The 23,227-nt window shown below is 45.9% G+C and carries 18 protein-coding genes; 5 read left to right on the plus strand and 13 right to left on the minus strand.

Features of this window, described 5'->3' with window-relative positions; translation table 11 throughout:
* Positions 1 to 486: 486 nt before the first annotated feature.
* The 5 genes from RIE73_RS01845 to RIE73_RS01865 all read right to left on the minus strand — a co-directional run bounded on the left by RIE73_RS01845 (position 487) and on the right by RIE73_RS01865 (position 5,772).
* Positions 487 to 846: a carbon dioxide-concentrating mechanism protein CcmK gene (locus RIE73_RS01845; protein WP_446356939.1), complete on the minus strand. Its 360-nt coding sequence runs from the start codon at positions 844 to 846 to the stop codon at positions 487 to 489.
* A 149-nt stretch (positions 847 to 995) separates the two neighbouring features.
* Positions 996 to 1,307, minus strand: a complete 312-nt coding sequence (locus RIE73_RS01850; RefSeq protein WP_006099036.1) for a carbon dioxide-concentrating mechanism protein CcmK — start codon at positions 1,305 to 1,307, stop codon at positions 996 to 998.
* A 233-nt stretch (positions 1,308 to 1,540) separates the two neighbouring features.
* Positions 1,541 to 3,121 (minus strand): ATP-binding protein, encoded by a 1,581-nt coding sequence (locus RIE73_RS01855; RefSeq protein ID WP_446399561.1) that lies wholly within the window; start codon positions 3,119 to 3,121, stop codon positions 1,541 to 1,543.
* A 303-nt stretch (positions 3,122 to 3,424) separates the two neighbouring features.
* Complete coding sequence (gene hpf, locus RIE73_RS01860) at positions 3,425 to 4,069, minus strand: ribosome hibernation-promoting factor, HPF/YfiA family (RefSeq protein WP_446399562.1); 645 nt, start codon at positions 4,067 to 4,069, stop codon at positions 3,425 to 3,427.
* 233 nt (positions 4,070 to 4,302) lie between these two features.
* Positions 4,303 to 5,772, minus strand: coding sequence for a glycoside hydrolase family 13 protein (locus RIE73_RS01865; RefSeq protein ID WP_446399563.1), 1,470 nt, complete (start codon positions 5,770 to 5,772; stop codon positions 4,303 to 4,305).
* 148 nt (positions 5,773 to 5,920) lie between these two features.
* Here RIE73_RS01865 and nrtS point away from each other — a divergent pair, with 148 nt between their 5' ends.
* Entirely contained in the window at positions 5,921 to 6,154 is a 234-nt protein-coding gene (gene nrtS, locus RIE73_RS01870; protein WP_446399564.1) for a nitrate/nitrite transporter NrtS, read from the plus strand.
* Between the two features lie 137 nt (positions 6,155 to 6,291).
* On the opposite strand, the gene RIE73_RS01875 is transcribed toward nrtS, so the two are convergent.
* The 5 genes from RIE73_RS01875 to RIE73_RS01895 all read right to left on the minus strand — a co-directional run bounded on the left by RIE73_RS01875 (position 6,292) and on the right by RIE73_RS01895 (position 12,339).
* Complete coding sequence (locus RIE73_RS01875; RefSeq protein WP_446399565.1) at positions 6,292 to 7,017, minus strand: phosphate/phosphite/phosphonate ABC transporter substrate-binding protein; 726 nt, start codon at positions 7,015 to 7,017, stop codon at positions 6,292 to 6,294.
* 321 nt (positions 7,018 to 7,338) lie between these two features.
* Positions 7,339 to 9,222 carry a hypothetical protein gene (locus RIE73_RS01880; RefSeq protein ID WP_446399566.1) on the minus strand — a complete coding sequence of 628 codons (1,884 nt, stop codon included), beginning with the start codon at positions 9,220 to 9,222 and terminating at the stop codon, positions 7,339 to 7,341.
* A 235-nt stretch (positions 9,223 to 9,457) separates the two neighbouring features.
* Positions 9,458 to 10,012 carry a GAF domain-containing protein gene (locus RIE73_RS01885; RefSeq protein ID WP_446399567.1) on the minus strand — a complete coding sequence of 185 codons (555 nt, stop codon included), beginning with the start codon at positions 10,010 to 10,012 and terminating at the stop codon, positions 9,458 to 9,460.
* 344 nt (positions 10,013 to 10,356) lie between these two features.
* A complete protein-coding gene (locus tag RIE73_RS01890; RefSeq protein WP_446399568.1) occupies positions 10,357 to 10,797 on the minus strand; it encodes a hypothetical protein in 441 nt (146 codons plus the stop codon).
* A gap of 150 nt (positions 10,798 to 10,947) precedes the next feature.
* Positions 10,948 to 12,339 carry a PAS domain-containing sensor histidine kinase gene (locus RIE73_RS01895; RefSeq protein ID WP_446399569.1) on the minus strand — a complete coding sequence of 464 codons (1,392 nt, stop codon included), beginning with the start codon at positions 12,337 to 12,339 and terminating at the stop codon, positions 10,948 to 10,950.
* A gap of 341 nt (positions 12,340 to 12,680) precedes the next feature.
* Here RIE73_RS01895 and RIE73_RS01900 point away from each other — a divergent pair, with 341 nt between their 5' ends.
* The 3 genes from RIE73_RS01900 to RIE73_RS01910 all read left to right on the plus strand — a co-directional run bounded on the left by RIE73_RS01900 (position 12,681) and on the right by RIE73_RS01910 (position 14,450).
* Positions 12,681 to 13,358: a response regulator transcription factor gene (locus tag RIE73_RS01900; RefSeq protein WP_446399580.1), complete on the plus strand. Its 678-nt coding sequence runs from the start codon at positions 12,681 to 12,683 to the stop codon at positions 13,356 to 13,358.
* A 207-nt stretch (positions 13,359 to 13,565) separates the two neighbouring features.
* A complete protein-coding gene (locus RIE73_RS01905; RefSeq protein ID WP_446399570.1) occupies positions 13,566 to 13,955 on the plus strand; it encodes a hypothetical protein in 390 nt (129 codons plus the stop codon).
* A gap of 195 nt (positions 13,956 to 14,150) precedes the next feature.
* Positions 14,151 to 14,450: a DUF1830 domain-containing protein gene (locus tag RIE73_RS01910; protein ID WP_446399571.1), complete on the plus strand. Its 300-nt coding sequence runs from the start codon at positions 14,151 to 14,153 to the stop codon at positions 14,448 to 14,450.
* An 81-nt stretch (positions 14,451 to 14,531) separates the two neighbouring features.
* Here the strand turns inward: RIE73_RS01910 and RIE73_RS01915 are convergent, their stop codons facing one another.
* The 3 genes from RIE73_RS01915 to RIE73_RS01925 all read right to left on the minus strand — a co-directional run bounded on the left by RIE73_RS01915 (position 14,532) and on the right by RIE73_RS01925 (position 22,112).
* Complete coding sequence (locus tag RIE73_RS01915; RefSeq protein WP_446399572.1) at positions 14,532 to 15,617, minus strand: DUF3616 domain-containing protein; 1,086 nt, start codon at positions 15,615 to 15,617, stop codon at positions 14,532 to 14,534.
* 99 nt (positions 15,618 to 15,716) lie between these two features.
* A complete protein-coding gene (locus tag RIE73_RS01920) occupies positions 15,717 to 16,238 on the minus strand; it encodes a hypothetical protein (RefSeq protein WP_446399573.1) in 522 nt (173 codons plus the stop codon).
* A gap of 693 nt (positions 16,239 to 16,931) precedes the next feature.
* Entirely contained in the window at positions 16,932 to 22,112 is a 5,181-nt protein-coding gene (locus tag RIE73_RS01925) for a WD40 domain-containing protein (RefSeq protein ID WP_446399574.1), read from the minus strand.
* Between the two features lie 520 nt (positions 22,113 to 22,632).
* Between RIE73_RS01925 and RIE73_RS01930 the strand changes: the two genes are divergently transcribed.
* Positions 22,633 to 23,208, plus strand: a complete 576-nt coding sequence (locus RIE73_RS01930; RefSeq protein WP_446399575.1) for a Uma2 family endonuclease — start codon at positions 22,633 to 22,635, stop codon at positions 23,206 to 23,208.
* Positions 23,209 to 23,227 lie beyond the last annotated feature (19 nt).

Below are 23,227 nucleotides of genomic sequence, written 5' to 3' on the forward strand. Positions count from 1 at the left end.
CCAGATAGGCTTCGACATCAAAAAGCCTTTGTCCGGCTCTGTTGCGTATAGAGGGAATGCTGCCATTATCTGCCTACTTCCTGCTTCGTGTTTTTATGTAATCCAAGTCGCTTAACGGCTTCTCTCAAAGGAATATCGCCAATCTGAGTAAATTTAAGCCAATATGACCATATAGTATCATACTGGCTGTCTGTTATCAACCCCTGGCTTGCCATATCCGTAGATGGTAGATGATGTTGAGAAGGTAACTATTATACCTCAAGTTGAGCGCCTTTAATCCTAGACCAGCGCGGCGGAAGTAACTCTCCAGTTAAAAAAGGTGCAAAGTCTTACGGTATAAGCTTTCTGCCCTTCTGCCCTCTGCCTCCTGACTCCTGCCTTCTTGCACTAGGCTACGTCTCTACTTTGGTGGGTGACGGTTACTGGATTTTAGACAAGATAACCCTAAAACCCGCCCCTACCTCAACCTTTCCCTTCCCTATTTGCTTAACGTTGCAATCCGTTTCCTCGACCTTGAACTAATGGATTCTCAACCGCTTCTCGGTACTGCTCAACCTCTTCTGTGTACGCAATCGGTAGAACACACTCCACATTTTCATGAGGGCGGGGAATAATCACCCACGATTCTAAGGTTGCACCATAGGTTTTTTCAACGGCGGCAATTCCAGCATCCATGGCGGTTTTTACCTCGGAAACATCGCCACGAATATTCAGATTAAAACGAGCGCTACCCACGCGGATATAGCCGACTATGGTCACTCGACCCGCTTTAACCATAGCATCTGCGGCGGCTAATATACCAGGAAAGCCTTTGGTTTCAATTGACCCAACTGCTACTATTGACATTGCCAATCTCCTCAATCAATGAATTAATGAACTCAAAAACTTATTCTACAAATTATGGGGATTTTTTCAGAAACATACTCTTTGTCTTTAGCCTTTTAATCGCGAACCAGACCTAGAGTCACTGAAACATTTCCCCTTCCCTTACTCAGTTAAAATGAGCGAAACTGTTCAACTTGACTGGTATATTCAATCGGTAGAACGGTGTCAACATTTTCGTGGGGATTAGGAATGATGTAGTAACCGGTTATCTCAGCGCCGTGTGTTTTCTCCACCGCTTCTAGACCCGCATCTACAGCTACCTTAACTTCAGATATTTTGCCCCGAACGCTGACCATAAAGCGACCACTTTCATTGCGATCAAACTTCACCAGGGTAACCGCGCCAGCTTTGACCATGGCATCTGCTGCGGCAAGTACCCCAGGAAACCCTAACGTTTCAATCGTCCCAACGGCTGCGGGCATGATTGCTCTGTTACCTCCACCTCAAAAGATTCTATCAACCTATATTGTACGGGGCTTGATCACCCATTGAGGCGAAATTATAGATTATTTTTTAGATAGCATAAAACTTCATCAATTGAAACATCTTAAGTAGGTGGACACAATTAACGTGAACGGTTGAGATTAGGGAACAGGGAACAGTAAGGGTTTGAAGAGGGTTTACAAAACTTAATACAGTACCGATGCAGCAGCCCCTAATCAGCCGCCTCTCCAGACGAGGGCTGGGCGTTGACCGGTAATCTCACCGTCACCGTTGTCCCTTTGCCCATCTCACTGGCGATCGCAATCTCCCCTTGATGCAAATCTACACAATTTTTAACAATAGACAATCCCATCCCCGTCCCGGCAATTGTGCTGACATTGCTGGCGCGGAAAAAGGGGGAAAATAATCGCGGCTGCTCCGATTCGGGAATACCAATCCCTTGATCTTGAACCTGGATGATTAGGGTGTCGTCCTGGCGGCGTAGGGATAAGGAAACCGTCGTGCCTTTGGCAGAATACTTAATCGCATTGCTAAGGAGATTGGTGACAATATGTCGCAGCATCTGCTTATCCCACTCCGCTTCACCAGACGAGAGTTGAGGATGATATGTCAACGTATAGCGATCGCCAACCATCAATCGCTGTTCATCGACCAATTGCAGACAAAAGTCTTCCACATTCAACGGTTCAGGATTAAACTGAAGTTCACCCGCTTGGGCTTTATTGAACGTGAGAACCTCTTCCACCAGTTGAGCCATCTGCTTGACGCCCATTTGAATCCGGTCTAAATAGGTTTGCTGTTTCTCCTCAGACAACTGGGCACTGTAGCGTTTCAGGAGTTCCGTTGAGGTTAAAATTACCGCTAGAGGCGTGCGGTATTCGTGGGAAATCATTGCCACAATCCGAGATTTCAGTTCGCTCAATTCCTGTTCAGCGATTAAAGCTTTGCGAATTTCGGCTTCGGCTTTTTGGCGTTCAGCCACTTCCGTTGCCAGTTTAACCCGTTCTAGTTCTAGGGCTTGGGCTTGACGACGTTCGCTGATATCGCAAAATACTAAAACAGCCCCCTTGATGTCGTCATCGTTGGGGCGCATTAAGGAAACGTGATCGACGATGGGCGTCTGGATGCCATCTCTGGCAATTAACAGGCGATTATGTCCTTGATGCGGCACAGGTTCACCCCGCAGCAGCAGCATCACCGGGTTTTCTACAACCGTATTTGTGGCTTCATCCAGAATTTGCACCACTTCAGTAATGGGTTGACCCATCGCCTCAGTAGACGACCAACCTGTTAAGGTTTGGGCGATCGGATTCATATAGGTAATGTCACCCCTTGCATCCGTTGCCACGACTGCATCATGGGTTGAGTCGAGAATCGTGGAGAGAAATTCCTCGCGTTCGATTAACTGCTGTTGGGTTTGATGTTTATAAAGGGCAATTTCGATGGTAATTCCTAAATCCCGTTGATTAAAGGGCTTGACAATATAACCAAATGGCTCTGTCACTTTAGCACGCGCCAAGGTAGCCGCCTCAGAATGAGCCGTCAGGTAAATCACGGGTATTTTAAACTGACTGCGAATGTGATCAGCGGCTTCGATTCCATCCATGTCTCGGTGTTTGAGAACAATATCCATCAACACCAGATCCGGATGATTTTCTGCGACTTTAGCGAGGGCGGCTGTACCGGAATTGGCGATATCCACCACGTCGTAACCCAGTCGTTTGAGTTGACCAGCAATGGCTTGAGCGGTAATAATTTCATCTTCGACAACTAAAATCTTTGCCCTTGCCACGCCACTATTCCTCTATATATATACTGCACAGCTTTAATTTAAATGGTAATCGGGGAGATGGGGAGATGGGGGAGATAGGGGAGATGGGGGAGAAATTGTAGAAACGTTCCGGTGAAACGTCTATTGTAGGGGCGGGTTTTACTATTAACATTTGATTTTCACCCTGATGTGACTAAACCCGCCCCAACGGAGTCCAATAGCCCAAGGACAAATGACAAATGACGAATGACATAAGACAATAATCCCCCGCCTGTCACTCGGGGGACAATCAAAAGAGGACACGTTCAATAACAAAAAATGTTATTAAACTGTTGATGTATCCGCTTCCGCTTCAGCATTTTGGGCAGTCTTGCCGTTGGTGTGATTGGTATGACCATTGCCATTGCGAGGCTGAATCACACCATATCCGCCGTGATTGCGTTCATAAATGACGTTAATCTCGTCAGTTTTCGCATTTCGGAACATATAGAAGTCGTGATCGACCAGTTGAAGCTGTTCCAAGGCTTCTTCAATCGTCATCGGCGGCATGGCAAAATATTTCATCCGCACGACTTCTGTGGGCAGTTCGGGAGTGCGATCGCCAATTAAATCCTCAACCAAAGGGGCTTCATGAATAACAGTACCTGTTTTTGGTTGGGTCTGAGTTTTCTTTTGCTGCTTTTCTTTGTATTTACGCAGTTGACGCTGGATCTTATCGGCAACCAGATCGATACTGGCATACAAGTCTTCGCTACTCTCCTGGGCACGAATTACGGTTTTATTGGCATAAATGGTAACTTCGGCAGTTTGCTTCGTGTTGATCCGAGGATTACGGGCAACAGAGAGATGCACGTCCACCTCAGTCGTCATATTTTGAAAGTGATTGACCGCTTTTTCTATTTTTTGATTAACATATTCTCGAATTGCATCAGTGATTTCAATGTTCTTGCCCTGGATAACAAGCTTCATACTGACTACTCCGTCCTGTACTATTGTGTCGTAATAGAGCAGAGCTAGGGCTGGTCTTAGTTGCTCTTGGAGGATACTCCTATTGTAGGACTGACTGTGGTGACTTCCGGATGTAAGCAGCAATACTTTACAAAACTGCAACTTTCACTCAGGAAATCCGGTAAAAACACTCAACAAGGGAAATGGGGGAGTGATCTGACACCTCCCCCTACACCTGTACCTGAACCGATGCTTCAACCCAAAATACACCCTGTCCGAGGCGGTAAGTCGATCGCCAAATTATTTTGATTCCAGGTAAAGCTGGCGTCACCATACACCATTTGATGGCGTGGGGATAACTCGGACGGCACTTCCACCTGAACTTGGGCGGTTGTGGTTCCGGCATTAACGGCGATAATTAACTCATCTGCCTCCAGTTGGCGGGCAAAGACATACGTCATTCCCTCAGCGAACAGCACCTTGTAGCTACCTGTACGCAGTGCGGGGCGATTATGACGCAGGGCAATAAGCTGACGGTGACAATCGAGAATATCGGGATTCCATTGAGATTCTAAGGGAAAACCCCGTCGGGAGTCTGGATCTAATGCGCCAGGTAACCCCACTTCATCGCCATAATAGATGCTGGGGGCACCGAGAAAGGTAAACAGTAATAGCGTAGCCAGCTTAACGCTTTCGATCGCTTCGGCGGATGGATCGTTTTTCCCTCCTTCAGCAATGGATAGCAGTCGGGCGGTATCATGACTGGCTAGCAGGTTGAGTTGGGTAAGTTGAATTTCCCAGGGGTATAACTGTAACAGATGCTCAATTTTAGCGGCATAACCGGGCGCATCTAGGGGCGGATAGGGTTCGTAAGAGGGTTGTTCGACGTAGTCCCCAATCACGCGATCGCCAGCAGCAAAGGCAATAGTCGGTCCAGTGAACAGGTAGTTCATTACCCCGTCAAATTGGGTTCCATCTAGCCACTGACGCGAGTCCATCCACACTTCGCCGACAATATAAGCATCGGGGTTGATAGCTTTGACGCGATCGCGAAATTCTTGCCAAAATCCTGGCGTTTCAATCTCATACGCTACATCTAAGCGCCAGCCATCGATGCCGAGTTTAATCCAATGTTCGGCAACCTGCATAATATATTCCCGCACGTCAGGATTATCATGGTTGAATTCGGGTAACGCCCGATTGCCTTCCCAACCGACATAGTTCGCTGGTTTGTCGCCATCGTAGGCTGACAGGGGCCAGCGTTCCACCTTGAACCAATCTAACCAGGGGGAATACGGACCATTTTCCAGAATGTCATTGAAGAAGAAGAAGCCGCGACTGGCGTGGTTAAATACACCATCTAGGACGACTTTCATCTCCCGTCGATGACATTCCTCTAAGAGTTTCATGAATGTACCATTCCCCCCTAATAGGGGGTCGATCTGATAATAATCGTGAGTATGGTAACGGTGGTTACTGGCAGATTGAAAAATGGGAGTAAAGTAAATGGCATTAATGCCTAAATCTTGCAAATAATCAAGTTTTTCCATTACGCCCCAAAGATCTCCGCCCTTATAGCCTTGTAAAGTGGGCAGGGCATCCCAGGGTTCTAGGGGAAGGGTTTTAGCCACTTGCGAATGGGGTGGATTGCCTTTGGCAAAGCGATCGGGAAATATTTGATAGAAGACGGCGTGCTTCACCCAATCGGGGGTCTGAATCTCCATTGATAATGGTCTAACTCTTCTTTACTAGAGTACAAGTATGGTTCGCTAAATACGATTTAGGTTAGGAAGTTAATATTTTACCCGAAAACTGTCTTTAAGCCAAAGGAAGATATTTGTAACGAAAGTCAATGATGTCTCAATTGTGTCAATGATGAAACCGCTCAAGGAATACTGTGCGGCGCTGGTGGACAAAAACCTGATGCCAACAGGGATTAAGGTAGCTGCCGTGGTTGGTTCTCTTCTATTTCTGATTAATCACGGTTCTGCCGTCGTACAGGGCAAGATGACGCGCGATCGCTGGATTTCTGGATTACTTACCTACCTGGTTCCTTATGGAGTGAATATTCACGGACAATATATCAATCGTTCTCGAAAACGATGATGAAATTTTATCCATAAATAGGGCGCAGGTAAACCTTAATGCATAATTCAGCAAATGCCATCTGTCATAAGGCGTAGATTCAAAGAACGGCGAGATCAACCCAATCCCCGTCAAGAGGATTGGGTCATTCAGATGGTTTAAGCTGCAATCATCATTTCCTTAGCCGTGCTAATTTCCTCAGATGACGTTTTACACCATCCTTCAATATCGAGTTCTTGCAACACGTCTTTTCCGGCTGGAGTCGCATTCATCTCTAAGAGAACACGCTCTAATTCACTCTTATGTTCGATGGCATTGGGACTAATATGGATACTATGGAAGATGACCTTTTCCTCCGATTCAGCAAAGGCATTAATCATCGTCTTGGTACTGGGTGAGAGTTCCTGATAGGTGTCTTTATAGACCAAGCCGAATGGGGCTTCGTTTTTGGACACACTATTGATCACTCCTAACCAAGAGGATTGATCCAAGATTTGTGCAGGTGCAATTCCTTGTTCTTTGAGGCTATGTAACGCCACCTTGCTGGGTAGCATACTTTTGACAGTAGCCAGGGTTTCCCCGTGCAGCGAATCTAAGGTTGGATTAGCGATATCCTGATTGGCAATATACACCACTTCATCATAGAGATTGAGCGGACGAACCACCGCAGCAAAGCCTTGTTCCCGCAGACGGATACCATCAGCAGGGTTAGCGTAAACGATATCAGCTTGATCGAGATGTTGATGAAAATCCTCGAAATCCAGGGAAACTTCTAAATGTACGTTGACATCAAGCTGATTATTCAAATACTGGATGAAGCGAAACCATCGATCTGGTTTTTTGGCTGTATCATGGGGACAAATCATTAGGGTTAACTTGTTCATGGAGGGGTCTATTGTTTATGTGCATTGGCGGAAGACAATTGTTGTCTTCCTCTGATTCCTTTTTTCATGTAAATTTGACCCAATCAGGAATGGTAAGTGAGGGCGGGTTTTGTTGATACCCTATCGGTGACAAGTTAATTGAGTTCCTAAACCCGCCCCTACAATTGTGCCTAAATCCGCCCCGACGATTGTGGCTAAACCCTCATCTTACATCAACAGGGGGTTGAAACTATTGCCTATTGCCTGTTGCCTATTGTCTATTGCCTATTCCCTCTCCCCACCACAAAACTTATTCAGCAGTGCCTAATTATTACTTATTACCTATTCCCATTCTGGACCTGTCAATGTGCCTCGCAGACGCCAGTTTCCTGGGGGAGAAAAAACCTCTAAAAGACCACTATTTAATGCTTGCTGAACATAAGGACTATCTAACACCGCCCAATCGTCAAGAACGCGATCTTTCCCATTAATTTGAGCTAAACCTGCGCCTCGATTGGGTTGATAGGTCATCTGTAAGCGATCGCCTGCTAAACTGGTATAGGTAATCTGACCCATTGTCTCCCAGGAACGTTCGCGAATCTCGGTTCGATCCAGGGCTTGCTGTAATGCTTCTACTGTGGGATAATCGTCAACACTAGCTACATCAGTAATCCAAGCCGTATTCCTGCCGATTGCCGCTAACACCTGATAATCCGAATATTTATCCGATACCTGATTTTGCCAGTCTATCTGTTCACCCCAAGGACGGGCGCAAAGGAAGGTATTTTCAATGCGCCAAATGTACCAATCTCCATAGCGCTGGGGTTTCCCATATCGAGTCGGTAAAACTAGGTGAGAACGCCCCGGTACATCGGCGGCTTTATCTCGTGAATTTAAGCGTAACTGATAAATCACCGCGCCCTTTTCTTGGACGTATTGATCGCCTGGAGAACGCCCTGTCGCCATGTCTGAATGATAGGTTCCACCTAAACTAACAACAGCATTATTTTGCCCTTTGGGATCGCGGATGACTAATTTATAGGTGGCATTTTGGGCATTAATGGTGCCTTTGACTTGATAGGAACGACTTCGGTCAATTAATGTACCCAAACTATAATCTTGAGTCACATAAAAGGTTTCCCAAAATCGGTTATCTTGGTGATAACTATAGTAACCAGGGTGACTAGCTTTCAGTTGAAAGGGTAATTCAATTTGCTTAAGGGCAATGGCTTTCAATTGGGGTGGCGGACGATAATCACTTAACGCGGCAGGTAATGCTACCCTAGTAACACCGCGATCCATACGCTCGACAGGTGTCAAACTATCCCCCCACCATACCCAAGCCACGCCACTCAAACCACTATCATCCCACGTCCCGCGATCAAACCCGCGACTTTCCGCACCGCCTGCGGTTCCCCAACTGAAGCGCACCGCCATATTGACGGCGTACCAATCTAAGGCGGCTTTCGCTAACTGGCGCAATTCGGGAGTATCAGCAAAATCATAGAGATTCAGCAAACCTGCGATCGCATACCCATAATAGGTTGAAGAATGAAACTCTCCCTGTCCAATCGTCAGAAACTTATTTAATTCTGCCCTTAACCAAGCCTCATTTGTCGCCGCCGTCGCCGGGAGAGGCGTCGGGAAACCACTTCCATCCATCAGCGCTAAACCGGAAATACGCTGCATGAACTGATGATTTTCTGTACCTTGTTCCAGCCACTCGCGCACACGCGGCGCATCCACCATACTACGGTAAGAGGCTTGTACCGCTTTGGGCATGGTATCTCGAAACAAGAAGAAGATGCGAACATCGTAGGGGCTGCGAAAGTGATAAAGATCCGGTTTGCCTTCATCTAAACCCAAGAGTATATCCCAGATTTGCTGGCGATCATATTGTTCCCCTAAGCTGAGACGGGCAAGAATAACTGGAAGTAAGTATTTATGGGGATCACTAATCGTGCGAGTACGCCACCAGGTATCTAGTTCCTCTAAATCCGCCGCCGCCACCTTTTCCCGAATTGCCAAACTCCGCGCCCGAAATGCGGCTTCTGTTTCCCCTTCATCTAAAATACGGTCTTTGAGCAGGGGTTGTGACTGCCCCGAACCGCCCCATTGCCACTGTGACAACAGGGAGCGACTCAGGGGAAAATCTGCCGCCCAATCTGCTGTACCGATGACTGCGGTAAAAGTTGTTAGCGCTAGAACCAGGACTTTGACTTTCATCGATATAGCGCTACGCGCTGGGCAATGGGCAATGGGCAATAGTGAAGAAAAACGCTTACCTGACAAGGGATTGAGCGATTTGATCTTTTCTTTTATGTCCTAACTAGAGTGCGTAGTGCTATATCTAGTGCAGCGCGGCTTCAAATACTAACCAGTTAACAAGCTGCTTAAAAGCAGCTACATTATGTTCCTTATCGCCTTCTGCCATCTGCCTTCGGACTTCTGCCTTCTTGTACTAGCTATCTCGAATTGCTGGAACTGTGGCTAGGGTTTGGGCGGATTTTTTCATCGCTTCAATGTCAGACGGTGACCAAGGATGGGTATCTTGACAATGATGAGCCGCGAGTAATCCCCACAACCGTCGCGGTGTAAGGATCGGTACGACTAAATTGGCACGTACTTTCAGGCTACCTAAAAAGTCGCGGTGACAGGGATCGATGGGTTCGGCTTGAATATCTGCGATCGCTCTTACTCGTCCTGCATAATATAACTCGGCATACTCGTCATTAAAGCATTCATCGCCCCCCGTCGAGCCGAAGATGGAGTAGTTGGGAGAACTCAATGACTCGAAGGTGACTTGACCTTTCCACTCGTAATAGAAATAATAGAGAACCACGCGATCGACGGCTAACACGTTTCGCAGATAGTCAGTCGTTCCTTGAATTAGCGTATCCCTCGCCAAATTCTTAGCAAGACGGTCAGCAAAGGATCGTAAACCTGGATCACCCGTGGTTATCGATTGATCAGAATCAGAGTTGGCTTTGGGATTCCCTGGCACTGGCTGATTCATAGCACGCCCCAAATTATTGGTTACACTTGCTATTTTATCGTGTGCGGGGAATTGGTGAAGTTTTGATCCTTCACTTCGTTCGTCAGGAACCTGGTTTTAACCTTCGCTTGGCTCAAGGGGTCTGGTTTTGTGTCGGGGCGGGTTTAGGGATTTTCTTTTCGCTATTGATCACTAATATTTGTTCAAAACCCGCCCTGACCGATGTTTAGGGGCTAACTTTCACTACTATCTTTCGTTGTTACCCTGATGTTAATAAACCCGCCCTCATTTCCCTCATCTTCCCCAGCTTCCCCAGCTCCCTCTGCTTCCCCATCTCCCCGAACCCCCTGCACATCCACTCAACATCACCGTGAATCAGAGCGCGATCGCAGATAATTAATTAGCAACGCTACCATGGAAAACACACAGAGGCTTTTCCACACAAATAACCACCAAGGACGCCACCAGGCTCCTGTCTGTACTTCGACGATATCCGATAGTCCAAACAAAAAGAAGGTGAGAAACGCCATAAGTGCTTGATATCGTTCTGTTCCCGAACGGCGAATGATTCGGACGCCAAATCCGAGAGCGATCGCGCTCCAAATCCCAGCTTCGATATAATTCCCTTTAGTGTAAATCGCTTCTAGTAGCTTAACTTGAGCGGCTGCCTGTTGGGGAGTCGTCGGTTCCGAAAACGTCAATCCTGTCCAAATTCCTAAACTGACCAATAGCAAGAATAAGATGATCAGCCTTATTTTAGCGGCGTTGGTAATAGCCAAATGTTTTTTTATCTTCTTTTTGCTCATCACTCACACACTCAATTTATATCCAATTTCCTATTTATTGACTTATGAATAAGGGCGGGTTTTGTTGAACCGTTATTGGTGACTAGCTTACTTGAGTGTCTAAACCCGCCCCTACAGTGTCTAAACCCGCCCCGACAATTGACTCATGAATTAGCCAGGAATTGTTACCGTAAACGTCGTGCCAACTCCCAGTTCACTGGTCACGCTAATATTACCACCATGTAGGTTAACACAAGTTTTAGCAACGGTCAGCCCTAATCCTGAACCCGGAATACTATCAATATTTTTTCCCCGGTGGAAGGGTTCAAATATATGGGGAATATCAGCAGCCGGAATGCCAATTCCCTGATCGCGGACTTGAAAAATCACCTCAGTTGGTGTACAAGTTAATTGTAAATCAATCGTACCACCGGACAGAGAATATTTGATCGCATTGGTCAGCAAATTACTCAAGATAGAACGCAACAACTTGTCATCTAAATAGGCGTTTTTACAGTCTGTCTGCTGAACAAAATTTAGAGCATAATGCTTGTCCGAGTTATGGGGAATCTCCGCTAAAAGCCCTTGACAAAACTGTTCTGGATTGATCGGCGTTGGCTGGGAATCTAATTGTCCCGTTTCAGCTCGATTGATAATGAGAATATTATCTAACATTTGCCGCAGACGTTGAGCCGCGCTTTCAATCCGTTGCAGATTTCTGAGTTTTTTATCAGGAGAAAATTTATTCGGGCAAAGTTGTAGGAGTTGAACGGAGGCTAAAATCGTACTCAAGGGAGTACGAAATTCATGGGACACTAATGAAAAAAAGCGTAGCTGGAGTTGACTCAGTTCTTGCTGGCGTTCGAGTTGGCGACGCATTTGTTCGGCTTGCTGGCGTTCGGTGATATCAATGCCAATCCCAATCAGATACTTGACTGCACCGTTGTCATCAAGCAGGACTGTATTATACCAGGAAATTAGACGCCGAGTGCCATCTCGTGCGAGCCAGTAATTTTCATGCTCGTTGGGAAAGTGACAGGCTTGGAGTTCTCTAATAATGGTTTTTACCGATTCAATGTCTTCGGGAATTAAAAACAAATCCCAAATATACTTTCCCTTGACCTCCTCAAAGGAATAGCCAGTTAGTCGTTCACAGGTGTGATTAAATCGAATAATTCGTCCCTGTTGATCGAGAACGATAATTAAGGCGTTAGCGGTATCGAGAATGACGGAAACAAAATTCTGTTCTTGCAATTCAGCTTGTTGGCGATCGCGATAGCGTGTCCGCCAGGACGTATCACGACTCTCTGGAGACAAGAATTGGCTGTTTCCTTCGCCTTGTTCCAATTGGCTCAGTCGCACCCAGAAGCGATAGTAAATGCCAATGAGTAGCAGTATGCTGAAACCGTTAGTGATGGTGATTAACAACAGAGGATGCGCCAGATCAGCCTGGGGCGCGAATCCCATTAACTGCCACACATAAACCGCGATCGGACTACTGAGCATTAGTAATGCTAAACCCAAACCAGCAAGCAGATTTTTGGGTTGAATAGAATGTGTCATTTGTTACTTGTCATTGATTATTGATCATTTGTCATACTTGCTTGCTCCCGACAATAAGCAAGTTACGTCATTCGTCCGATTTACTTAACTAAGTGGGTGGACACAATTAAAGTTAACGGTTGAGATTAGGGAACAGGGAACAGGGAACAGTAGGGATTTGAGGGTGATGTACAAAACTTAATACAGTACCGTTTTCTTTTGTCCGACTACTTATGATCACTGGCTCGATGCTCTAAAGGATGAGTAGAACTAATGTTAAGGCTGGTAAAGTGGGAATTAAGCTATAGCGCATCTGCTATATCTACTTGAGTTGGCTTACCGATTTATTCAATCAATTGGCGATGAAAATTTTGCTGGTAGAAGACGATATTGCGCTCGCGGAAGCACTCACAGAGGCACTTGTCGATCAAAATTATGATGTTGATGTTGTCAATGATGGGGAAGCAGGCTGGAGAAAAGTTATAAGCCTCTATTATGACTTAATTTTGCTAGATGTCATGCTCCCTAAGTTAGATGGTGTCAGTTTGTGTCGGCGTCTGCGTTCTAACGGCTATCACGGCTCAATTCTAATGATCACAGCCCTTGACACCAGCACGGATAAGGTGAACAGTTTAGATGCAGGTGCTGATGACTACGTAGTCAAACCCGTTGATTTGCCAGAACTCTTAGCTCGCATTCGAGCGCTGTTGCGGCGGGGAGGTTGTTCAGTACCGCCAGTGCTAGAGTGGGAGCGATTACAGCTTGATCCAAGTCGTCACGAAGTAACCTATAATCAACAGCCTGTCCATTTAACCCCGAAGGAGTATTCCTGCCTAGAGTTATTTTTGCGAAATAGTCAGCGGATCATCAACCGTGAGTTTATCATTGAACATTTGTGGTCCGCCGAAGCTACCCCTTTTGAAGATACCGTTAAAGCCCACATTAAGAGCCTACGTCACAAACTCAAAGCGGTGGGAGCGCCCGATGATTTGATTGAGACGGTTCATAGCGTTGGTTATCGGTTGAAACCCTTTTCTTAATCTTTTCTTTAAGAAAGCACTAAGTTACCTTGAGTGTCATTCCCCAAATTTTTTACGTTTAACCTGTAGAGTCAGTAGTGGTCATTGAGCTATGACCCACAGGGAGATTTCCCTTTTTGACTCGATGTCCTTGAATTTCAGTGTTTCCGTGGACGACAGCTCCATTCTGATCTCAGCAGGTAAGCCATCAAGTTGAGGAAATGAACAATGTCTAAATCACTGTCTAAAGCGGTTGTAGACTTGGGACTGCAATTGGTGAATGAAGAAATTGACAATGCGTTGGCAGTTTATGGTGATGAACCCTACAACGAACTATTTGCCCAGCCTGATGTACGTCAACGACTGGTTGACTATGTGATGGCGGCAATTCCAGAAGTTTATACTCAGGTCAAGGAAACGGCAAACGGTTTTGTACCAACAAAAATCCCTTACCATTCTTTAGAACTGCGTTTGCGGGTGGAAACCTATGCTCATTGGGGAATAGAGTACATTCTACACAGTCAATCGGACTGGCATCCTCCCGCGTCCCTGCCCAACACCCAATTCTATACCTTGCCTTGGAACTATACCCATCTTTTTGCGCCAGCCTTTTCATAAGGTAAGCAAGAAGGCAGAAGGCAGGAGGCAGAATACTGTAATGTTTATGGTATCTGCTTTTTCGCCTAGTACAAGAAGGCAGAAGTCCGAAGGCAGATGGCAGAAGGCTATAAGGAACATAATGTAGCTGCATCCTACTTCTGAATAAGAATTGCGACCAACTAACAACTAATAACATTACTGGGGTTATTGATAATGACTCAACTCTTCTACTCTCGGTTCAATGACAGTAGTAATCTCATGCTGTGTTACTATATCAATGGAACGGGGAAAACCGTAATGGCTCGGATTGCTAATATTCCAAATTGGAAATTTGAACGAATTATATTTCCCCAGGAACGTTTATTCTTTGAAGCCCCTCCCCAAGCTCAACTCGAACTTCATCGCAATGGGAAAACCGCAATGACGTTAATCGATAGTATTCCCTGTAGTTATCTAAAAGTCCGAGAAGAGAAGAGCCAAGTTCAGGAAACCCTATGGCATCAAATTGCTTGATTGCCAGAAGCTCCTAATTCTATAACTAGTCTTGACCTAAACTATCTTGAATTAGCGAGTATCTTAACGTATTTAGCCCGATTAACTGAAAATTTTTCCACTAAAAACGTCTCCGTAAATCGCACTTGGTTCAATTTGGCGAATGGGATTAGGGGAATCGTAAACCATTAACAGCGCATCCGATTCTCCTAAGCAGGGAAACAAGGCTAAACCTTCGGCGCGATCGCATCCGGGAATAAAGGGTAAGTCAAATAGACATTCTAATTCTCCGGAGGCTGGCGCGGTGATACTATCGGCGGAACGGTCTAAAATAGACGTGAGGCGGAATACTCGGATCGCACCTTCTAAGTCCATTGTTGGTCCAGCCAGAATCAGCAAATCCTCTCCTCGCCAACAGAGTTCCCGTACTCCTAACCCATTGAGATTGATGAAGTGCTTGAGATAACGTTTCCCGTTGTCCCCAATGTCCTGTAGGGTTAAGATACCGGGTGCAGATTCAGCCACTTTAATTTCGAGGATAACTGCCCAACCCCGGAGAACCGGACCCCGACAGCCCAAAAACACGCGATCGCCTCGCACTGCTAATCCTTCGATATCTAAGCCATTATCCTTACTGGGTAAGGGATGGGTGACAAAGGGACCTAAGTGAATATCCTCGATTAAGGCATCGATGAGACTATTACTCGCGTCTGTCTTTTGTAAGCAGGCGGCGGTCAATTTTTCTTCCGGATTATCTGGGAGAGAAGACACCTTTAATAATTCGCCATTGACGATGGGAATACGAGTGAGTAAATATCGATTCTCATCGGTTTTAATTTTAGCAAGGCGTTGGAGGTCTTTTTCTATGTTTTTTCCCTTAGGTTTGCCACGTTTCGTGCTGTGGGAACCCGTGATCCAAAGATAATTATCGGCATAATCAATTCCTTCAATATCGATTTCATCCTCTTGATTAAACAATTCAATAAAATCGGCGAGACAATAGGATTGGTGATTGCCAAAAACACAAGGTTCGATCAGCGAGAGGCGTTCCACATTGATCCCTTCATCAGCACCCAGCCATAAACTGCCATCCGGTGTGAATGTGGCGGCTGAGAGTTCGTTAATCAGGTCTTCATCTGACGAATTAAACTGTAAAAGGACGCGGCTGAGTAAAAAGGGATTAGACATAGTTGGGAACTGATTGGGGAAATTAAAGATGGTAGAAACATTGCCAGCAACATCTCTACAGGCTACATTTTACTACATCAGAGATCCAATCCTAAACTTTTATCGGGCATCGACGGCTACAGGGCTTTGTTCTCGACGTTGCACTTTTTCCTCTAAAATATGCTTAACCGTCTTCATCCCCTCAATTTGATGGGCTTTCAAGTCAGAGAGACTACCATTAAGTAAAACGAATAAAAACCGAATTAGCCCATCGATTAGTTTACCCAAAAGTGGAGTATTGAACCCTAAATAGATAATTTCTGTCCAGACAAAGCCATCGTTAGTCGGTTCGATTTCATTGACTAACCTACCGCCAATCAGGGACTGGGGAAATAGGGCTTTATACTCAATCCGTTTATTGGGAATGACCTGGTTGACGAGATACTTGGCTTGAACAGGCTTTCCCTGAAAATATTCTTCATTCTTAAAAATCGATCCTTCTTGCAGCGGATGACCCCGTAGGCACGTTACCTGAATGTGATCCTTAGACATGGCTGGATAATTTTTGTCTAAATGGGCAAAAAAATCCATTAAGTCTTCCGGTTGGGCATGAACCGTGATAGTTTCATCTAATATAATCATGATTCTATTCCTCTCTTTTGAGTGATAAACGCATACCGCTTATAGGGGTGAAGGGATTGGTATTTAGCATAAAAGCAACTAAACATCCAGAACAATTTGAGCGCACGCCAAAGACTATCGGTTGTTTGCTGTTCTAGAGTTTTGAGTTTAGTAGAATTTAAGATCATGATTTAACGTCCTTGTTTGACATAAATGGCAATCCCTAAAAAAGCTTTGATATGGATAAAAAGGGATAATAGTCATACAGGTACTCAAGTTGAGTCTAAATCTGTGACAACAGCAATCCATCTCAATTTTTAAGGTATGACAATTTCTAGGGCATTGACTTCACCTAGTTGTCTCATCCAATCGGGGGATAATCAGGAATTAGTTCCCCGACATCTTGAATAGTTCGGGAATCGGCTAGCAAAATCGTAGGGTGCGTTAGCGAAGCGTAACGCACCATTGATCTGGTGTAAGAGGTAAGTTAAAAAGGAACTAATGGACTGACACAGCTAAAATTGTGGAATAGATTTTACCGTTAAAATGGGCGCACGTCGGTGCGCCCCTACAATTCTAATCCACCAAATAAGGTGTGCCACGCCACTAATGGGAGTAAAAATGCCCTCATTTTTGAAAACAACCTATAATATTATCCAACTAAACATGGATTTTAATTGTTCCCTAGATAGCTATCATCGAAAATGAAATTCCCTATCTCCCCTCACATAATGCCCGAAAATCCTGGGGATTGGCATCATTAATCGTTGGGGATTCGAGATTATGGTGTAAATAATCCTCTAACCAATAACAACTACGTTCGACTAAATCTCCTAAATCCAAATTCCACAGAATCACTGTCGTGTCTTGAGAGGCTGATGCCAAAAGTTCACCATCAGGACTGAAACTCACGCCAAACACAGCATCCTGATGACCGACAAAGGAATTAATTAAATGACCGGTTTGCCGACTCCAAAGATTAACGGTTTTGTCATCACTTCCTGAAGCAATGAAGTTGCCATCGGGACTAAAGCTTACCCAATTAACTGAACCATTATGTCCCTTCAAGGGACGCACTAATTTTCCCTCTCGACTCCAGAGATTCACCGTTCCATCATTGCTGGCTGAGGCAATAAACTCGCCATCGGGACTAAAGGTTACCCAATTCACGGAATCTGTATGCCCCCTCAATGTTTTGATAAACCTGCCGTTACGACTCCAAAGTTTCACCGTTTTATCGTCAGACGCTGAAGCCATTAAAGACCCATCGGGACTAAAACTTACGCCCCAAACCGTTCCCTGATGACCGCTTAAGGTTTTCTCCAATTTGCCATCAATTTGCCAGAGTTTGACTGTTTGATCCGCGCTACTAGATACGAGTCGCTGACCATCGGGACTAAAATTAACACTGGTGACGCCATCCTGATGTCCGGACAGGGTTTTCTGCCAGATTCCATCTTGACTCCAGAGTTTAATTGTCTTATCGTCACTCCCTGTGGCTAGGGTCTCACCGTTGTCGGAAAAACTAACACTATTGACGGACTTTTGATGTGCGGCAATGGTTTTCAGTAATTTACCCTGACGAGTCCACAGTTTCACCGTATTATCCCAGCCAGCGGTAGCAATTCTCTGACCATTGGCGGAAAAACTGACACTGCTGATGGGTTGGCTATGTCCAGGAATCGGTTGCAACATTCCCCCCTCAACTTGCCAGAGTTTGATGGTATTATCGGCACTAGCAGAGGCTAAGATTTTGCCATTGGGACTAAATCCTAATCCCAGAATTGCCTTACCATGTCCCTGTAATGTGTCAATTAATGTACCATCGGGACGCCAGAGTTTAATTGTGTTGTCGTCACTTCCAGAGGCAATCATCTGACCATCTGGACTATAAGTAACGGCAATTACAGCATCTTGATGTCCGGATAGGGTGTTGAGTAATCTGCCATCAGTTCGCCACAGTTTGACGGTTTTATCTGCACTAGCAGAGACGAGATATTGCCCATCGGGACTAAAACTGATGTCGAGTACAGGTTGATTATGGGCGGTTAAGGTTTTGAGTAATGTACCATCCGATTGCCACAGTTTAATCGTTTGATCACGACTAGCGGAAGCAATCAACTGACCATTGGTAGAGAAACTCACATCTAACACCCAATGATTATGACCTGATAGGGTTTTCAACAGTGTCCCGTCGTCAATACGCCAGAGTTTAACCGTATTATCCTCACTCGCCGAGACCAGCCGTTGACCATCGGGACTAAAGCTAATACTATGGACGCGATCGCGATGTCCAATTAAGGTTCTTAATAATCGACCCTCTCGACTCCAAAGTTTAATCGTATTATCCTCACTCGCAGAAGCTAATATCTCACCCTGGGGACTGAAGCGAACCGCATACACCCCCTGATTATGTCTCCCTACTTCATTCAACCATTCCCCCTGCTGACTCCACAGTTGAATCGTTTTATCCCTAGACGCCGATGCAATTAATTTCCCATCGGGACTAAAGCTAACGCTACTCACCCAATCATTATGTCTGGTTAAACGGTTGCGTTCTTTCACGCCATACACCACCTGTTGCAATGTAGAAATCACCCGCATCCGGGTTTCTTGGGTCACGCCTAGGGCTTGTTTTAATTCTTTGGCAGCGGATAAACTTTTCAGTAAAGCGTCAAATTTACGGTTGGACGCAACCAAGGCTTCAGCTGAAGCATTCAGGGCAATTAATCGGGCGTTGGTTTCACTAAATACTGCCCGAAATACCAGTCCTACGGCAATCACCGCCAGGGTAGCTAACGTCACACCCGCAATCCGGGCTTCTTGCAAACGGCGTCGTAGGATTTGATTCAATTTCCCCTCAGCCTGGTGTTGTTTTTCCACCGCAGCGGCATGTTTTTTGGTCGCCGCTGATAATTTAGACCGCAGGCTTTTTTCCCGAATTAGTTGTTGGATTTTAGTTTGACTTTCTTTATCTTTTTGCCGCAGTGCTTCGAGTTCTTTTCGCAAACTATTTTGTTCATTCTGGCGGATAAATTCTACCAGGTAATCGTGAACCAGTTGATAGCGATGGGTGGGAATTTCGGGTAATAGGAAGACTAAGCCGGATTTCTCTAATATTTCTAAGATTAAATCCAGAGGCTGGGCGTCAATATCCGATTCAATGACTAATTCGGCACGGGTTTTTAAGGGGCGATTATTATTTTCATCGGTGAGAAGTTGCAACACCAGCCAAGCCGCCTGTTCGTTTTCTGCGCCACAGTCTTTTAGGGCTTTTTCCAGGAAACGTTCCGCCAGCTTTTCCACGGGACCCCGTTGTCGATATTGCGCCAGGGTGGTGATATTTTCTGCTTGTAACTGCGCCCCCACCACTTGCAATTCAATCGGACGCACTTCTCCCAGTTCTCGACCTAAATCTTGAACTAAGGCATCAATTAAGGCGGGTTCTAGGTAAAAATGGGCGCGTTCGGTGAGGCTTTGGATTACCGCCCGGGCATCGGGACGGGAAAAGTTGCCTAACGGGTAGCGATGTTTGCGATCTAAGATGTTATTGTCAATTGCCTCTAGATTCAGTTTCTCGAAGTCTAATAAGTAGTGTAGAAAGTCTTCGCGAATGGAAATAATAACTTTGACAAAGGAGAGATCTAAACAAGTCTGGAAAAACTGATGAAATAAGCGCGTTTGCTGGGCAGAAGCATGTCCCAGGAAAAATTCCTCAAACTGGTCAAAGATTAACACGGTTAAGATATTGCGATCGGCGTTATCGCGTAACAGTGCCAGCAGTTGGTTGAGAATGGCTGCATCGGAACTCTCGTCACCTAGGGATTCTGAGGGGGTATAAGCCTCAGATTTAGGCGGGGTTAACCCAGATAGGGCGGTTCTGACGCCTTTATTCAGTTCCTTAATCCAATCGGTGTACACTTGCAGTACCACAGGTAACACTAAGCGATCGCCTAATGCTCTATGCTTGAGGGCAGGGACTAAGCCAGCGGAAACGATGGAACTCTTGCCGACGCCAGAGGGACCATGAATCACCGTCAATTGGCAATCCGCCCGACTTAACCGTTCAATTAAACGCTGCACATCCTGTTGACGCCCGGATGCAGCGATTTCTTGTGCCACAATTTCTTGCTGTTCAACCGGGGTTAAGGTAGGATTAGATACGGCTCGTCGAGGCTGGAGACGAGCCGCACCAATGAAGGCACGAAATCCATAGAGTTGTTCAACTGCCCCTTGTTCCTGCTTGATTTGAAAGGCTTCTAAGTAACGGTGTTGCTCGAAGTAAAGCCGCCGTAAGCTTTCCAGCAGATATAAGTAACGCTGGGGTTCATAACGATAATCGCTTTTGGCAATGGCATCAGGTAACTCTTGACTCGCCCGATTCAGATGCTGGGTGGCTGCCGCCGATTGCCGCAACTGATGATAGGATTTGACAACGATGAGTTGATAGAGTTGAGTCAATAAATAGGGATGTAAGCCTGGGTAGTCTGGGAGTTGATCCGAGACCGATTCTAACAGCGAGAGGGCTTGCCGCGCCCAGTGATTGGCATCATTCCACCGTTGTTTAACTAGGGCGACTTCGGCTAAAAAGCCGTAATCTTGCGCCAATTGCACGGGGGAACCGTACTGTTGATGAACGTGTAGGCACTGTTGGGCGACGTGTTGCAGGGAGTCCCAGCCTTCTAAATGTTGCAACACTTCCGCCTGTTGGGTAATAAACTGCGCCACCAAATCTGGACGTTCCGCCCGTTCAAACGCCTCAACCGCTTGCTGGAGATAGGGCCACCCTTCTTCCCAGTTGCGGTGTCGTTGCGCCCGATGCAAGTCAGCATTCCGGCAATAACATAAGCCTAAATGAAATAGGAGAACGCCTTGACGTTCTAAGTTATTGGTGACGCGCCAATACCAGAGGCTTTTTTGATAACGGATAACCGCTGCATCAATATGATCATTGGCATAATCATATTGACCTAAAACAAATTGCAGACTGGCTTCTAGTTCCGGAGTAATCGTTTCTTGACGCTGTTGTAAGTCATGGAGGGCGCAGTCAAGTTCGGCGCGAGAACGGCAACCTGTGGCTAGATTGAGATTGGCATGGTGGGTACAGATACGCCATGGTGCATATCGTCCTGGTGTTCCGGTTAGTACGGTTTTGAATAGGGAGTCGGCTTTGTGTTGCAGTAAGTTGAGGAGTTCATCGGTGGCAATTTCAAATTTAATTGGAGTCGCCGCCCAACTGCTAAAATCAGGGGCAGAACGGACGAGTTTATGCAATACTTCGTCATTCACCCATAAGACGAGGGGGAAGGGTAAGCGTTTGCGAAATTCATCCCGTACTTGGTTGGTGGAGGAGAGCAAGTCATCCAAGGCTTCCACGGATTCGAGTCCCAGGATAATTAAGGCGGGAGGAGAATTAATTTGAGAAAGGTAGGGGCGGGGTTCACGATTAGTGTTAGTTGTTACCCCGATGTGACTAAACCCACCCCCATCTTGGGGAGGTTCCACTGGGAGACGTTCCGGTGAAACCTCCCTACAATCTTCTCTATCTTTTTGGGTTTTCGCCTCACCCAGTAGAGTGGGTTTAGTGACGTTATCGGTAAAGCTAGTTCCTACCGCCTGATTTCCAGAGATGCCTTGCTGATTCCTGTCCACATAATTTTGAATCGTGGTATATAGGGTGGTGACGGATTCGGGGAGACCTAATTCCTGAATTTGATATCGACCTTGAGCGCGTTCGTGCAGTTGGTGTAAAATACGCTTTTGCAACCGCTTGTAGTTACAGCGCACTAGGACAAGGGAGAACTCACCCTGAGAAAAGGCGATCGCGCGATCGAGGGCGTTCAATGAACTCTGGTTATAGTCGGCAACGTCTTCGGGTTGTTTGGTTTCAATCATGGGGAAACATTGTTCCTGGTTCCTCCCGCGTGGGATTGGTGGCAACTGGACGACAGGGTAAAACAGCAGTGAACTTGACTTTCTTCTTTTAGTGTGATACATCACGACCGAAAACAACAACGTCCGCTTCGGTGGGTTATCCGAATAGGGGATATCTTGGCGTTAGATGTATTGAGGGTTAAGGTGCGATCGAGGTTCCTTGGGCGGCTACAACCCAACCCATTTAAAATATAGGCAAATGTGGGATGGGCGACCTGAGTAAGGGCGACCCGAGTAAATTGAATAGACGGGTATTATTAAGTAATGCAAGCGGGTCGCCCCTACCGATTATTAATTTGACCAAACCGATGATTCAGAGAAATTGGCATGATCAGAATTGTAGGGGCGAGTCGCTGCTTAAATGTGGAGGTATGAGAATTAACCTAACTCGACTCGCCCCAGTCTAAATGTAGGCGGTGTCAGAGAATGACCGAGAATAGGGGATGAATCCAATTAAGTAGAGTTAACAGGTAAAACGAAAATGACGGCTTATACTATAGATTTTAACCCGATTATTCAGCTTACCGACGACCAATTTTATCAGTTGTGTCGGGCTAATCCTGATCTGAAATTTGAACGCAATGCCCAAGGAGAATTAATTATTATGCCCCCCACTGGCGGAGAAACCGGAAATAAAAACTTTGAACTTGTCATTGATTTCGGGATATGGAATCGCCAAACTCGATTAGGGGTTGGCTTTGACTCCTCAACCTGTTTTAAACTTGCCAATGGCGCTAATCGTTCTCCGGATTTAGCTTGGGTGATACAGGAACGCTGGGATGCTTTGTCTCCAGAACAACGCACCAAATTTCCGCCAATTTGTCCGGATTTTGTGGTGGAATTAATGTCTCCTTCCGATACGTTAAAATCGACGCAGGATAAAATGCAGGAATATAGGGAAAATGGCGCCCGTTTGGGGTGGTTAATTGCGCCGGAACAGAGGCGAGTAGAAATTTATCGTCCCCAGCACGATGTTGAAATTTTAGAGGCTCCAGATACTCTTTCTGGAGAAGAGGTTTTACCAGGATTTACCTTGGATTTACGTTCTCTTTGGTGACATTAGAACCCGAATTACT

This window comes from Coleofasciculus sp. C1-SOL-03 (assembly GCF_040220555.1).
Taxonomy (GTDB): domain Bacteria; phylum Cyanobacteriota; class Cyanobacteriia; order Cyanobacteriales; family Coleofasciculaceae; genus Coleofasciculus.

Bases quoted from the DNA above. Each gene is read 5' to 3' on its own strand.
- RIE73_RS01845 (WP_446356939.1), bottom strand. From the start codon at position 846: ATGTCAATAGTAGCAGTTGGGTCAATTGAAACCAAAGGCTTTCCTGGT.
- RIE73_RS01850 (WP_006099036.1), bottom strand. From the start codon at position 1,307: ATGCCCGCAGCCGTTGGGACGATTGAAACGTTAGGGTTTCCTGGGGTA.
- hpf (WP_446399562.1), bottom strand. From the start codon at position 4,069: ATGAAGCTTGTTATCCAGGGCAAGAACATTGAAATCACTGATGCAATT.
- RIE73_RS01865 (WP_446399563.1), bottom strand. From the start codon at position 5,772: ATGGAGATTCAGACCCCCGATTGGGTGAAGCACGCCGTCTTCTATCAA.
- nrtS (WP_446399564.1), top strand. From the start codon at position 5,921: ATGATGAAACCGCTCAAGGAATACTGTGCGGCGCTGGTGGACAAAAAC.
- RIE73_RS01875 (WP_446399565.1), bottom strand. From the start codon at position 7,017: ATGAACAAGTTAACCCTAATGATTTGTCCCCATGATACAGCCAAAAAA.
- RIE73_RS01880 (WP_446399566.1), bottom strand. From the start codon at position 9,222: ATGAAAGTCAAAGTCCTGGTTCTAGCGCTAACAACTTTTACCGCAGTC.
- RIE73_RS01885 (WP_446399567.1), bottom strand. From the start codon at position 10,012: ATGAATCAGCCAGTGCCAGGGAATCCCAAAGCCAACTCTGATTCTGAT.
- RIE73_RS01890 (WP_446399568.1), bottom strand. From the start codon at position 10,797: ATGAGCAAAAAGAAGATAAAAAAACATTTGGCTATTACCAACGCCGCT.
- RIE73_RS01895 (WP_446399569.1), bottom strand. From the start codon at position 12,339: ATGACACATTCTATTCAACCCAAAAATCTGCTTGCTGGTTTGGGTTTA.
- RIE73_RS01900 (WP_446399580.1), top strand. From the start codon at position 12,681: ATGAAAATTTTGCTGGTAGAAGACGATATTGCGCTCGCGGAAGCACTC.
- RIE73_RS01905 (WP_446399570.1), top strand. From the start codon at position 13,566: ATGTCTAAATCACTGTCTAAAGCGGTTGTAGACTTGGGACTGCAATTG.
- RIE73_RS01910 (WP_446399571.1), top strand. From the start codon at position 14,151: ATGACTCAACTCTTCTACTCTCGGTTCAATGACAGTAGTAATCTCATG.
- RIE73_RS01915 (WP_446399572.1), bottom strand. From the start codon at position 15,617: ATGTCTAATCCCTTTTTACTCAGCCGCGTCCTTTTACAGTTTAATTCG.
- RIE73_RS01920 (WP_446399573.1), bottom strand. From the start codon at position 16,238: ATGATTATATTAGATGAAACTATCACGGTTCATGCCCAACCGGAAGAC.
- RIE73_RS01925 (WP_446399574.1), bottom strand. From the start codon at position 22,112: ATGATTGAAACCAAACAACCCGAAGACGTTGCCGACTATAACCAGAGT.
- RIE73_RS01930 (WP_446399575.1), top strand. From the start codon at position 22,633: ATGACGGCTTATACTATAGATTTTAACCCGATTATTCAGCTTACCGAC.